This is a genomic window from Actinocorallia aurantiaca (genome assembly GCF_039533685.1).
Lineage (GTDB): Bacteria > Actinomycetota > Actinomycetes > Streptosporangiales > Streptosporangiaceae > Actinocorallia > Actinocorallia aurantiaca.
In genome coordinates this window covers 171,406-184,783 of sequence record NZ_BAAATZ010000002.1, presented here as the reverse complement: position 1 = coordinate 184,783, position 13,378 = coordinate 171,406, and the positions used below count along the sequence as shown (strand labels likewise).

Here is a 13,378-nt window from a genome sequence, read left to right as displayed (position 1 = left end):
ACTCGATGGAACTCACGAAGCCACCTCTGCCCAGCGATGGGCGATCTCCGAGGCGGCCTCGCTGTAGGCGAGCGCTCCGGTGGAACCGGGGTCGTAGGTCATGACGGACTGCCCGTAGCTGGGCGCCTCCGAGACCCGGACGCTGCGGGGGATGACCGTCTTCAGCGCCGTGTCCCCGAAGTGCGACCGCACCTCCTCGGCCACCTGTGCGGCGAGCCTGGTCCGGGCGTCGTACATGGTCAGCAGGATGGTGGAGACGTTCAGCGTCGGGTTGAGGTGCGAGGTCACCAGATCGACGGTGCCGAGCAGCTGGCTGAGCCCCTCCAGCGCGTAGTACTCGCACTGGATCGGGATCAGCAGTTCGTCCCCGCCGACGAGCGCGTTCAGGGTGAGCAGTCCCAGCGACGGCGGGCAGTCGATCAGCACGTAGTCGAAGCGGCTCTTGTCGTAGTCGTCCAGGGCGCGGCGCAGCCGGGTCTCGCGGGCGACCTTGGAGACCAGCTCGATCTCCGCGCCCGCCAGGTGCAGGGTGGCCGGGGCGCAGTAGAGGTTGGGCAGCTCCGGCGAGGCCATGATGATCTCGGACAGCGGGCGGTCCTCGATCAGCACGTGGTACATGGACGGCACGTCCGCGTGGTGGTCGATGCCGAGCGCGGTGGAGGCGTTGCCCTGCGGGTCGAGGTCGACGACGAGGACCTGGGCCCCGTGCATCGCCAGCGCCGCGGCCAGGTTGACCGAGGTGGTCGTCTTGCCCACCCCGCCCTTCTGGTTGGCGACCGTGATCACCCGGGTCCTCGCCGGCCGGGGCCACTCGTTGTCTCCCCGCTGGGCCATCACCTGCCGGGCGACGGCCGCGGCCCTCGCGATCGGCGTGTCTCCGGCGGGAGTGGGCGGAGGCACGGCGGTTTCACGTGAATCCACGGCTTGCTCCGTCTCCATGCGCGGCGCGACAGACGCCGTCTCGGCTGTCCCTTGCATGCTGAACGCGTGGCCTGATGACGGCTCCACCGCGGACTCCTTCGGTCGAAGAGGGGGAATTCAGCCGCGCGTCGGCGACCTGTCACCCTTCCGCTTGCTCTTCCTGCCACCACGCTCGGGGGTCCGCTCGGCGACGAGCCGAACGAGCGTCGTCGGCGGGTCGACCTTACCCTGCCCTACCAGGAGGAGTTCAGCCCTCCGCACTCCCAGCTTGCGCAGAACCGGCTCGGCCTCGGTCAATTCCTGGGCGGCCCGCTCCCCCTTCAGGGCCAGGAGCTCACCGCCGGCCCGCAGCAGGGGCAGCCCCCACCTGGCCAGGCGGTCGAGCGGGGCGACCGCCCTGGCCGTCACGACGTCCACCGCGAACTCCTTGACGACCTCCTCGGCGCGTCCCCGCCGTACGGTGACGTTCTCCAGGCCGAGCTCCTCCACCGCCTCGTTGAGGAAGGTGGTGCGCCGGAGCAGAGGTTCAAGCAGGGTGATCTCGAGGTCGGGCCGGACGATCGCCAGGACCAGCCCCGGCAGGCCCGCGCCTGAGCCTATGTCGACCACGGAGGCGCCCTCGGGCACCGCCTCGCTGAGCACCGCGCAGTTGATCACGTGCCGTTCCCAGAGCCGGCCCACCTCACGGGGGCCGATGAGCCCGCGTTCCACTCCGGCGGTGGCCAGCAGGCGCACATACCGTTCGGCCACGGGCAAGGCCGCGCCGAAGACCTCCTGCGCCTGCGGCGGTACTGCTTCCGGCTGATCAGTCATCGGTTCTTCCCCACAGTCGACGATGGTTCCACATGCCTCGTGCGCCTGCGAAACCCGAAGCGCCCTCCGCCCCTCATCTTTCCGGCGGCGAGCCCTCTGCCACAGGAACTCCAAAACAAAAGCCCCCGCACACGGCGGGGGCTTTCACCACGATCTTCCCGGAACGATCCCGGCGAACCGGGTGCTTCCCGTCAGCTCGGGTAGACGACCACGTAACGCTCGGGCTCTTCGCCCTCGGACTCACTGCGCAGGCCCGCCGCGGCGATCGCGTCGTGGACGATCTTGCGCTCGAAGGGCGTCATCGGCGCCAGCGGCTTGGCCTTGCCGTCACGCTTGGCCTCCTCGCACACGTCGCGGCCGAGCTTGCTCAGCTCCTCGCGCCGGCGCTCCCGGTACCCCCCGACGTCCAGCATCAGTCTGGTCCGGTTGCCGGTCTGCCGGTGCACCGCGAGCCGGGTCAGCTCCTGCAGCGCCTCCAGGACCTCACCCCGCTTGCCGACCAGTTCGTCCAGGTCCTCGCCCACGACCGACACCATCGCGCGCTCGCCCTCGACGTCGAGGTCGATGTCGCCGTCGTAGTCGGCGATGTCGAGCAGGCCCTCTATGTAGTCGGCGGCGATGTCGCCTTCTTGCTCCAGCGCCTCGATCTCGACTGCTGCGGTCTCAGCCACCGCTGTCTCCGTTTCCTGGGTGGGAAGTGTCAATCTAACGCTTGGAGGAGCCGCTGCGCTTGCTCCTGGACTGCCGAGTCGGCTGCTTGCGCACGACCTGGGGGCCTTCCTTGCGGATCTCGGCGGCGGTGGCGGCCTCCGCGGCGCGGCGCTTCTTCAGCAGGCCGCCGGTCGCGGGGGTCTCGGCCTTCTTGGCTCCGCCCTTGACGCTCTTGGCGTCGCCCTTGGCGCTCTTGGTGTCGGCGTCCTTGGCGTCGCCCGGCAGCGGCATCGGGTAGCGCTTGTAGATGTAGTGCGACTGGGCCAGCGTCCAGGTGTTGGAGGTGACCCAGTACAGCAGCACGCCGAGCGGGAAGCCCAGGCCGAACAGGCCGAAGACCGGAGCCAGCCAGACCATCATCTTCTGGGCGGTGGCCATCGGGTTGTCGGGGTCCATCGGCGGCTGGCGGGACATGCTCGACCGCATGGTGAGGAAGGTGGTGGTCGAGGAGATGATCACCGCGATCGCACAGATGATCACACCGCTGGTCGACGTGCCCCAGGCCTTGAGGAAGCTGTCGGAGATGCTCGCACCGAAGATGCTGGCGTGGTTGGCGCTGTCGACCAGCTCCTCTGAGATCCCGTGGCTGCCGTTGCCCTCCTTGGCGGTGGCCATCTTGTTCAGCACGTTGAACAGCGAGATGAAGATCGGGAACTGCACCAGCAGCGGCAGGCACCCGGAGATCGGGTTGGCCCCGTTCTCCTGGTAGAGCTTCATCGTCTCCTGGTTGAGCCGCTGCTTGTCGTTCTTGTACTTCTTGCGCAGCGCCTGGATCTGCGGGTTCAGCGCCTGCATCTTGCGGGACGACTGGATCTGCTTCACGAAGAGCGGAAAGATCAGGATCCGCATCAGCACCGTGAGCAGTACGATCGAGCCACCCCAGGCCCACCCGCTGTCGGGGTCGATGCCGAGGAAGGTCAGGCCGCTGTGGATCTGGACGAGGATCCATGCCACGGCCCGGTACAGCGGATCAAGCGTCACCGGTCTGCTCCTAGCGAGTCTGGGTCTGAGGGCTCGGGGGTCGTGCGGTCGGCGCCGGACGCCTCCCGGCCGGTACGGGCGCTACGAAGACGCGGTGCAGGCACCGGATCGTACCCGCCGGGATGGAAGGGGTGGCATCGGGCGACCCTCGCGACGGTCAGCCAGAAGCCGTGGAGGGCGCCGTGCGTCTGCAGGGCCCTGAGCCCGTAGGTGCTGCAGCTCGGCTCGAAACGGCAGGTGGGCGGCAGCAGCGGGCTGACGACCTTGCGGTAGAAGCGCACGAAGCCGATCAGCAACCATGCGATCGGCCCCGGTCTCTGGCTCATCACTGCCCCTTGCCCGACTGCTTCAGCAACCGGCCGAGCACGGAGTCCAGATCCCGGGCCAGTTCCTCGGACGATGCGGACGCCGCTTTCGGATTGGCGCGCACCACCAGCAGGCTACCCGGCGGCAGAAGGGCCAGCCGGTCCCGGACGAGATGCCTCAACCGGCGCTGAACCCTGCCGCGCACGACGGAGTTGCCCACCGCTTTGGAGACGATGAAGCCCGCCAGGGAGTTCCCGCCCTCGTTGCCCTCGGGTAGAAGGTGGGCAACGAGATGTGGCCGTCCGGCGCGGTCACCGCGCCGAACGGCCAGCGTGAACTCCTGGCGCCGCCGCATCCGGTGACCGGAGGGCAGCATGGGTCGATCGTCAGACCGCGACGCGTGCGCGGCCCTTGCGCCGACGTGCGGCGAGGATCGCCTGACCGGCACGGGTGCGCATGCGCAGCCGGAAGCCGTGCTTCTTGTGACGACGACGGTTGTTCGGCTGGAACGTACGCTTGCTCACTGCTGACTCCTGCTGCTCTGACGTAAGGATCGCATCGCGGGCACGTTTGGTCCCTCGCAGCGGGGGCCCGCCCACTCGGATGCCTGACGGGCACGCGTCACCACCATCGATGCGACTCGACCGTAGAACGTTATGTTCTCCCCGCCCACCGGGTCAAACGGAACAGGTGGGCGATCGGCTTGACGGGGCCCGCAAACCCCTTCCCACCTGCAAGGGAATAGTTATACACAGCTTGTGGACAAACCTGTGGATGAATCGTGAGAGAGTAGGGGCTCCCGCTCCTGAAGGCCCCCCCTGAGATCTGACCCGGAGGCCCCGCGCGGACGGAGGGCGGGGAGATCGAGGATATGCACGGGGGAGGCTTCACGGTGGACGGACAGGACCTGGAGTCCCTCTGGAACCGCTCGGTGGACGCCCTTCCCGAAGTCCCGGCCCACCAGCGCGCCTGGCTCGGCGTCACCCGCCCCATCGGGATCTTCGACGGCATGGCCCTGCTGGCCGTCCCCAACGACTTCGCCAAGAAGACCCTCGAGCAGAGGGTGACCTCTCTCATAGAGACCACCCTCTCCCAGGAGCTGGGCCAGCCGATCCGGGTGGTGCTGACCGTCCAGCCGGAGATCTCCCGGCAGCCCCCGCCCCCGCCCGTCCAGCAGCAGTCCTACCCCGCCCCCTCCGCGCCGCAGCAGCCGTCGTACGAGCCGCGCCCGGAGCGGCAGCAGGGTTTCGAACGGCGGGACGACCGTCCGCAGAGCGGCTACGGCGACCAGCCGTCGGATCTTCGTCCACAAGATCCTCCACAGGCGGCACCCCCTTCCACCTCGGCTTCCGCAAGTTATCCACAGGGCGGTGGACAACTTCCTCCACAACCCGCGCGCCCTTCCCACATCGCCGGGCACACCTTCGGCGGTGCCGAGCCCGAACCCTTCACGCCCTCCGGGCACGCCCAGTCCCAGCCGGCCGAGACGCAGCAGGAGGCCTCCTCCCCCGCGCCCTGGCAGGGAGGCGGCAACCGCGGAGGCCAGGCCAAGGGGACCGGGACGATCGAGGCCGCCCGGCTGAACCCGAAGTACACCTTCGAGACCTTCGTCACCGGCGCGAGCAACCGGTTCGCCCAGGCCGCGGCGGTCGCGGTGGCCGAGTCCCCCGCCAAGGCCTACAACCCCCTCTTCATCTACGGGGAGTCCGGGCTCGGCAAGACGCACCTCCTCCACGCGATCGGCCACTACGCGCGGAGTCTCTTCGACGGCGCCCGGGTGCGGTACGTCAGCTCGGAAGAGTTCACCAACGACTTCATCAACGCCATCCGCGACGGTAAGGCGGAGAGCTTCCGGCGCCGCTTCCGCGAAGTGGACATCCTCCTTGTGGACGACATCCAGTTCCTCGAAGGCAAGGAGCAGACGCAGGAGGAGTTCTTCCACACCTTCAACACCCTCCACAACGCCAACAAGCAGATCGTCATCTCCTCCGACCGGGCGCCCAAGCAGCTCGTGACGCTGGAGGACAGGCTCCGCAACCGCTTCGAGTGGGGCCTGATCACCGACGTCCAGCCGCCGGAGCTGGAGACGCGCATCGCGATCCTGCGCAAGAAGGCGGTACAGGAGGGCCTGGCCGCCCCGCCGGACGTGCTGGAGTTCATCGCCACGAAGATCTCCACCAACATCCGGGAGCTGGAGGGCGCGCTCATCCGGGTCACCGCGTTCGCCAGCCTCAACCGGCAGTCGGTGGACCTGCGGCTCGCCGAGATCGTCCTCAAGGACCTGATCCCCGACACCGGCGGCCCCGAGATCACCGCCGGCATGATCATGGCTCAGACCGCCACCTACTTCGGCATCGAGATCGACGACCTGTGCGGCTCCTCCCGCTCCCGGGTCCTGGTGACCGCCCGCCAGATCGCCATGTACCTGTGCCGCGAGCTCACCGACATGTCCCTGCCCAAGATCGGGCTGCAGTTCGGCGGCCGCGACCACACCACGGTCATGCACGCCGACCGCAAGATCCGCTCGCTGATGGCCGAGCGCCGCTCGATCTACAACCAGGTCACCGAGCTGACCTCGCGGATCAAGCAGCAGACCCGCGGCAACCGCTGACCCACCGGGCCGCCGCCCTCCCCATGAAGATCATTCAGAGCACCGGCTGTGCACAAAGCTGGGGATAACCTGTGGACAGTATGGGGATAACCTGTGGACACGCTGTGGACGCCCTGTGGACGACTTCTGAGCCTTTTCTCAGCCCCTGTGGATGAACTCGTGGATAACCTGTGGAGAACCTGTGAATTACCTGGGGAAAACGTGGTCGGCACGGGGGATTGCCCACAACCCATTTCTCCCTGGTTTCGTCCGATTTGCTCCCACGAAATGTAGGCGCTGTGGATAACCTGTGGAGAACCTGTGGGCAACTGGTGATCGAATTGGGGACGAGCTGTGGACAAGTTTTCGCAGTCCACAGGGCCCCTGGTTGTCCACAGGTGACTACCCACAGGCGCGGTGGATAAAACTCGGCCCCTGAGCTGGGGTGGGATGGGTTATCCACGGTTTCCACAGCCCCTATGACTATGACTGCACAAGTTATCCAACGAAGAAAAGAAGATCAGTACCAATCAGGGTCCAGCGGATCCGCGCTCCGCGGAGCTACGGGCGCAGCCCCTGAGGAAGCCCTGAAACCCTCGACGATCAGGAGGCGGGTCCATGAAGTTCCGCATCGACCGTGACGCTCTCGCCGACGCCGTGGCCTGGACGGCCCGCACCCTCCCGGCCCGTCCACCCGTCCCGGTGCTCGCGGGAATGCACCTGGAGGCCTCTGAGGAGGGCCTGAGGCTGTCCGCGTTCGACTACGAGGTCTCCGCCCAGGTGTCGGCCGAGGTCGACTGCCACGAGCCCGGTACGGCCCTCGTGAGCGGCCGGCTGCTCGCCGAGATCTGCCGGGCGCTCCCTCCACACCCTGTGGACGTCACCACCGACGGCGCCAAGGTGACCCTCAAGTGCGGCAGCGCGAAGTTCACGCTCTCGACGATGCCGGTGGAGGACTACCCGTCCCTGCCCGCGCTGCCGCCCGTCGCGGGCACCGTGGGCAGCGACGAGTTCGCCGTGGCCGTCGCCCAGGTCGCCATCGCCGCGGGCCGGGACGACACGATCCCCATGCTCACCGGCGTGCGCGTGGAGATCGACGGCGACACCGTGACGCTGGCGTCCACCGACCGCTACCGGCTCGCCGTCCGCGAGCTCAAGTGGAACCCCGACAGCGCCGACCGCACGGGCGTCGCGCTCATCCCGGCCAAGACCCTCGCCGACACCGCCAAGTCGCTGACCTCCGGCGCCGAGGTGAAGATCTCCCTGGGCGGCGGCGACACGGGCGCCGGGGAGAACATCATCGGCTTCGAGGGCGGCGGCCGTAAGACCACCTCGCGCCTGCTGGACGGCGACTTCGTGAAGTACCGCTCGCTGTTCCCCGCGGAGTACGCCGGGTACGCCGAGGTGCAGACCGGCCCCTTCGTCGACGCCCTCAAGCGCGTCTCGCTGGTCGCCGAGCGCAACACCCCGGTGCGGCTGGCCTTCCGGCAGGGCGAGGTCGTCCTGGAGGCGGGCACCGGCGACGACGCGCAGGCCGTGGAGGCCCTGGAGGCCACCCTGGAGGGCGAGGACATCGACATCGCCTTCAACCCCGGCTACGTCCTCGACGGGCTCGCCCAGATCGCCTCGGACATCGCGCGCCTGTCGTTCACCACGCCGACCAAGCCGGCGGTGCTCACGGGCAAGCCGCTCGAGGACGGCGGGACGCCCGGCTACCGCTACCTGATCATGCCCGTCCGGCTGTCCGGCTGACCCCGTGGGCGGCCTGTGGACCGTTCGGTGCGCGCCGGCGAACGTCGGCGCAGGTGGCGCCGCAAGGCTCACGCACACTTCAGTGCACGCCAGCCGAACATCGACCGCGAGCGGCGCGCCGAGAGGTTCACGCACAGCCTGTGGATCGTTCGGTGCGCGTCAGCGCGCGTCAGCCACGGGCGGTGCGCCGCAAGGTTCACGCACACCCTGTGGATAACTCGGCGTGCGCGTGCTCGCGGGCGGTGTGCGTCAGTGTTCGGTTACCCCTGTGGATAACCAGTTTTTCCACAGGCATGATCGAACTGTGGACAGAGGGTGTGCACGAGCCGACACCGCCGAAGGCGGCGAATGATCGGATTTCCGGGTAGAGGACCCGGAGAGGGCTAGCCTGGAGGGATCTCCCAAAAGGAAGCATCTCGGGTCCTCCCCGGAGCGGAGGCCCGCGTCCCGCACACCCGCACGCACAAGGAGCGGTAATGGAACTCGGTCTCATCGGTCTGGGCAAGATGGGCGGGAACATGGCCGAGCGGCTGCGCCGCGGCGGTCACACCGTGATCGGCTACGACCGCGACCCGGCCCTCGGCGACGTGAAGACCCTGGAAGAACTCGTGGCCGGGCTCGCCGCCCCCCGCCTCGTCTGGGTCATGGTCCCGGCCGGCGGTCCCACCCAGGAGACGATCGACCGGCTCGGTGAGCTGCTCTCCCCCGGCGACACCGTGGTCGACGGCGGCAACTCCCACTACGTGGACGACCAGAGGCACGCCGAGTACCTGAAGGGCAAGGGCATAGGGTTCGTCGACTGCGGCGTCTCCGGCGGGGTGTGGGGCCTGGAGAACGGGTACGCGCTCATGGTCGGCGGCACCGCCGAGGACGTGGCCAGGGCGCAGCCCGTCTTCGACACGCTCAAGCCGGAGGGCGAGTTCGGGTTCGTCCACAGCGGCGAGGCCGGCGCGGGCCACTTCGTGAAGATGGTCCACAACGGCATCGAGTACGGCATGATGCAGTCCTTCGCCGAGGGGTACGAGCTGATCAAGGCCAGCGGCATCGTGAACAACGTGCCGGAGACCTTCCGCAGCTGGCAGGAGGGCACGGTCATCCGCTCCTGGCTGCTCGACCTGCTCAACCTGGCGCTGGCACAGGATCCGGAGCTCGCCGACATCCGCGGTTACGCACAGGACAGCGGAGAGGGCCGGTGGACGATCCAGGCCGCGGTGGACCACGCGGTCCCGCTTCCCGCGATCACCGCCTCCCTCTACGCCCGGTTCGCCTCCCGCCAGGACGACTCCCCCGCGATGAAGGTGATCGCCGCCCTGCGCAACCAGTTCGGCGGCCACGCGGTGGAGAAGAGCTAGACGAGAAGGGGAACCGGTCGGGGTTCGTCCACAGGCTGTGGAGCACCCGGCCCGGACGCGACCCTAGACTCCTGTCCCGTGTACGTCGCCCATCTGAGCCTCACGGACTTCCGCTCCTACGCCTCCGCCGAGGTGGCGATGGAGCCGGGCGTCAGCGCGTTCCTGGGGCTCAACGGCCAGGGCAAGACCAACCTCGTCGAGGCGGTCAACTACATCGCCACCCACGGCAGCCACCGGGTGGCGACGGACGCCCCGCTGGTCCGGCAGGGGGCTGCCCGCGCGATCGTGCGGGCCCGGGTCGTGCGGGACGTCCGCGAGGCGCTCGTCGAGCTGGAGATCAATCCGGGCCGGGCCAACCGGGCCAGGCTGAACCGGGCGCCCGTCCCCAGGCCGCGCGAGATCCTGGGGATGGTGCGCACCGTCCTGTTCGCGCCGGAGGACCTGGCCCTGGTGAAGGGAGACCCGGGGGAGCGCCGCCGCTTCCTGGACGAGCTGCTGACGGCCCGCGCCCCCAGGTTCGCCGGGGTCCGCGCCGACTACGACAGGGTGCTCAAGCAGCGCAACGCCCTGCTGAAGTCGGCGGTCCAGCAGCGCCGCGCGGCCTCGGCCGAGCTGCTGGCCACCCTGGAGGTGTGGGACACCCATCTGGCCCAGGTCGGCGCCGAGCTGCTGGGGGCCAGGCTGGAGCTGGTCTCCGCGCTCTCCCCCCTGGTCTCCAAGGCCTACTCCGAGCTCGCCCCCAGCGGAGGAGCGGGCCTGGAGTACCGGTGCTCCCGTGAAGGGGAGTTGTCCACAGACCGTGGAGAACTCGTGGAGTTCCTGTTGACGGGGCTGGCCGAGGCGCGCAGGCAGGAGCTGGCCCGCGGCACCAGCGTCATCGGCCCGCACCGGGACGAGCTGCTGCTCAAGCTCGGCGACTTCCCCGCCCGGGGCTACGCGAGCCACGGCGAGTCCTGGTCGTTCGCGCTGGCGCTGCGTCTGGCCGCCTACGAGCTGCTGCGCTCCGACGGGGACGATCCGATCCTCATCCTCGACGACGTCTTCGCCGAGCTGGACTCCGGCCGCAGGCGCAGGCTGGCCGAGATGGTCTCCCCCGCCGAGCAGGTGCTGATCACCGCGGCCGTGCCCGAGGACGTCCCCGCGGAACTGTCAGGGGCCTCTTATAACGTCGCCGCAGGGGAGGTGAGCCGTGCCTGAGGATGAACCGAAGCCGAAGACCGGCATCGAGCTGGCCCGCGAGGCGCTCGCGCAGGCCAGGGCGGACGCCGCCAAACGTCAGTCCGTCCCGGGGCGCCGCCGCTCCCGCCAGGGGGCCCGGCCGGGCCGGGATCCCAGGCGGGGCGACGGCCCCCAGCCGTTCGGGTCGGGCATCAAGAAGCTGCTCGCCGACCGGGGCTGGGAGGAGCGCGCCGCCATGGGCGGGGTCTTCGGCAACTGGGAGGGCATCGTCGGACGCGATCTGGCCGAGCACACCTCGCCCGGCGCGTTCGAGGACGGCGAGCTGGTCGTCAACTGCGACTCCCCGGCCTGGGCGCAGCAGGTGCGGCTGCTGGCCGGGCAGCTGGTGCGCAGGCTCAACGAGGAGCTGGGGGACGGCGCGGTCCAGCGGGTGAAGGTGGTCGGTCCGCAGTCGGCGCGCAAGCCCGGTCAGTGGCGTGTCCGTTAAGCGGGCGGGGGAGGGCCGGGTGCGTTTGTCAAGCGCCACGTACGCGCCAGTACCCCCCGGGGCGAGTAGGGGGATGTGCGTTCCCGTCCGTTTGGCCGCCAGATGAGCGCTCAGCGCCGGTCAATGGCAACTTTCGCCCCCTGACCCGGTAGACTGAGACCGGGTTCCGGACACTGCGCCGTAACGTGGCGATCTGTATTGGTCATGATGCGATCGCCATCCGTTTTTTCAACTGTGGTTCGACCAAAATCGCGTGTTACGGGGCATGCGCAGACGGTGGGTGTCCCCGGCAGGAGGCTTCCCTTTGTCGTACGACGCTAGTTCCATCACTGTCCTCGAGGGCCTGGAAGCGGTACGCAAACGCCCCGGCATGTACATCGGTTCCACCGGTGAGCGAGGACTCCACCACCTGGTCTACGAGATCGTCGACAACGCGGTGGACGAGGCTCTCGCCGGATACAACGACAAGATCGTTGTGACGCTGCTCGCCGACGGCGGGGTGAGCGTCCTGGACGAGGGCCGCGGCATCCCGGTCGGCCTGCACCCGGTCGAGCAGGTCCCCGCCGTCCAGCTGGTGCTCACCACGCTGCACGCCGGCGGCAAGTTCGACAGCCAGTCCTACGCGGTCTCCGGCGGTCTGCACGGTGTCGGCGCGGCCGTCGTGAACGCGCTCTCCAGCCGCTTCGAGGTGGAGGTCCGCCGCGAGGGGCACGTCTGGCGGCAGCAGTACGAGCGGGGGACGCCGCTGGCCCCCCTGTCGCAGGACGAGGAGACCACCCGGACGGGCACCCTCGTCACGTTCTGGGCCGACGGCGAGATCTTCGAGGCGACCGAGTACAGCTTCGAGACGCTCAGCCGCCGCTTCCAGGAGATGGCCTTCCTCAACAAGGGCCTGTCCATCACCCTGATCGACGAGCGGGTGGGCCACGAGACGGACGAGGGCGACCCTTTCACCGTCACGTACTACTACGAGGGCGGCATCGCCGACTTCGTCCGGCACCTCAACGACAAGAAGGAGCCGGTCCACAACTCGATCATCTACTTCGAGACCGAGGGCACCGGCATCGCGCTGGAGATCGCGATGCAGTGGAGCGGCGCGTACTCCGAGTCCGTCCACAGCTTCGCCAACACGATCAACACGGCCGAGGGCGGCACCCACGAGGAGGGCTTCCGTTCGGCGCTGACGAGCATCGTCAACCGCTACGCGCGCGACCAGAAGCTGCTCAAGGAGAAGGAGGAGAACCTCACCGGCGACGATGTCCGGGAGGGGCTCACCGCGATCATCTCGATCAAGCTGTCCGATCCGCAGTTCGAGGGCCAGACGAAGGGCAAGCTCGGCAACACCGAGGCCAAGTCGTTCGTGCAGAAGACCTGCAACGATTTCCTGAAGGACTGGTTCGACGCCAACCCCGGCGAGGCCAAGGAGATCATCAACAAGTCGTCGCAGGCGGCCCGGGCCCGGATCGCCGCGCGCCAGGCGCGCGACCTCACCCGGCGCAAGAGCCTGCTGGAGACGACGTCCCTGCCGGGCAAGCTGAGCGACTGCCAGTCCACCGACCCGGCCGAGTCGGAGATCTACATCGTCGAGGGCGACTCGGCGGGCGGTTCGGCCAAGGGCGGCCGCGACCCCCGTTTCCAGGCCATCCTGCCGATCCGCGGCAAGATCCTGAACGTCGAGAAGGCCCGCATCGACAAGGTCCTCAAGAACCTCGAGGTCCAGGCGATGATCACCGCCCTGGGCTCGGGCATCCACGACGAGTTCGACGTCACCAAGCTGCGGTATCACAAGATCATCCTGATGGCCGACGCCGACGTCGACGGCCAGCACATCCGCACGCTGCTGCTCACCCTGCTGTTCCGCTTCATGAAGCCGCTGGTCGAGGCCGGTCACGTCTACCTGGCCCAGCCGCCGCTTTACAAGATCAAGTGGAACAAGACCGGTACGGACTACGACTACGTCTACTCCGACCGGGAGCGGGACCAGGTCATCGAGGCGGGCCTGGCGGCCGGCAAGCGCGACCCGCGCGCCAGCGACGGCATCCAGCGGTTCAAGGGCCTGGGCGAGATGAACGCCGACGAGCTGTGGTCCACCACGATGGACCCGGCCCGGCGCGTCCTGCTGCAGATCACCCTGGACGACGCGGCGCAGGCGGACGACCTGTTCTCCGTCCTCATGGGCGAGGACGTCGAGGCCCGCAGGTCGTTCATCCAGAGGAACGCCAAGGATGTCCGCTTCCTCGACATCTGATCCACAGGTCGCCTCCCGGCCTTTTCCAGAACCACCAC

The 13,378-nt window shown here is 68.5% G+C and carries 13 protein-coding genes; 6 read left to right on the top strand and 7 right to left on the bottom strand.

The window, feature by feature from the left end; all coding sequences use genetic code 11:
- Nucleotides 1–12: 12 nt before the first annotated feature.
- The 7 genes from ABD327_RS01650 to rpmH form a co-directional block, all read right to left on the bottom strand.
- Nucleotides 13–834 (bottom strand): ParA family protein, encoded by an 822-nt coding sequence (locus ABD327_RS01650; RefSeq protein WP_344448553.1) that lies wholly within the window; start codon nt 832–834, stop codon nt 13–15.
- Nucleotides 835–1,038: 204 nt separating this feature from the next.
- Nucleotides 1,039–1,734, bottom strand: coding sequence for a 16S rRNA (guanine(527)-N(7))-methyltransferase RsmG (gene rsmG, locus ABD327_RS01645; protein WP_344448254.1), 696 nt, complete (start codon nt 1,732–1,734; stop codon nt 1,039–1,041).
- Nucleotides 1,735–1,925: 191 nt separating this feature from the next.
- Nucleotides 1,926–2,405, bottom strand: coding sequence for a Jag family protein (locus ABD327_RS01640; protein WP_344448253.1), 480 nt, complete (start codon nt 2,403–2,405; stop codon nt 1,926–1,928).
- A 34-nt stretch (nt 2,406–2,439) separates the two neighbouring features.
- Nucleotides 2,440–3,426 carry a membrane protein insertase YidC gene (gene yidC, locus ABD327_RS01635; RefSeq protein ID WP_344448252.1) on the bottom strand — a complete coding sequence of 329 codons (987 nt, stop codon included), beginning with the start codon at nt 3,424–3,426 and terminating at the stop codon, nt 2,440–2,442.
- Nucleotides 3,423–3,752 (bottom strand): membrane protein insertion efficiency factor YidD, encoded by a 330-nt coding sequence (yidD, locus tag ABD327_RS01630; RefSeq protein ID WP_344448251.1) that lies wholly within the window; start codon nt 3,750–3,752, stop codon nt 3,423–3,425. Before yidD ends, yidC begins: the two co-directional genes overlap by 4 nt.
- Entirely contained in the window at nt 3,752–4,108 is a 357-nt protein-coding gene (gene rnpA, locus ABD327_RS01625) for a ribonuclease P protein component (RefSeq protein WP_344448250.1), read from the bottom strand. Before rnpA ends, yidD begins: the two co-directional genes overlap by 1 nt.
- Before the next feature lie 10 nt (nt 4,109–4,118).
- The gene (gene rpmH, locus ABD327_RS01620) at nt 4,119–4,256 is read right to left on the bottom strand and encodes a 50S ribosomal protein L34 (RefSeq protein WP_106396750.1); all 138 of its coding nucleotides are present in this window, start codon (nt 4,254–4,256) and stop codon (nt 4,119–4,121) included.
- Between the two features lie 347 nt (nt 4,257–4,603).
- Here rpmH and dnaA point away from each other — a divergent pair, with 347 nt between their 5' ends.
- From dnaA to gyrB, 6 genes are all read left to right on the top strand, one after another.
- Entirely contained in the window at nt 4,604–6,343 is a 1,740-nt protein-coding gene (gene dnaA, locus ABD327_RS01615) for a chromosomal replication initiator protein DnaA (RefSeq protein ID WP_425547021.1), read from the top strand.
- Nucleotides 6,344–6,940: 597 nt separating this feature from the next.
- Entirely contained in the window at nt 6,941–8,074 is a 1,134-nt protein-coding gene (gene dnaN / locus ABD327_RS01610) for a DNA polymerase III subunit beta (protein ID WP_344448248.1), read from the top strand.
- Between the two features lie 476 nt (nt 8,075–8,550).
- Complete coding sequence (gene gnd, locus ABD327_RS01605; protein WP_344448247.1) at nt 8,551–9,426, top strand: phosphogluconate dehydrogenase (NAD(+)-dependent, decarboxylating); 876 nt, start codon at nt 8,551–8,553, stop codon at nt 9,424–9,426.
- A gap of 78 nt (nt 9,427–9,504) precedes the next feature.
- On the top strand, nt 9,505–10,623 hold the full coding sequence (gene recF / locus ABD327_RS01600; protein ID WP_344448246.1) for a DNA replication/repair protein RecF: 1,119 nt from the start codon (nt 9,505–9,507) through the stop codon (nt 10,621–10,623).
- Complete coding sequence (locus ABD327_RS01595) at nt 10,616–11,092, top strand: DciA family protein (protein WP_344448245.1); 477 nt, start codon at nt 10,616–10,618, stop codon at nt 11,090–11,092. Before recF ends, ABD327_RS01595 begins: the two co-directional genes overlap by 8 nt.
- A 304-nt stretch (nt 11,093–11,396) precedes the next feature.
- Entirely contained in the window at nt 11,397–13,340 is a 1,944-nt protein-coding gene (gene gyrB, locus ABD327_RS01590; protein ID WP_344448244.1) for a DNA topoisomerase (ATP-hydrolyzing) subunit B, read from the top strand.
- Nucleotides 13,341–13,378: the final 38 nt, after the last annotated feature.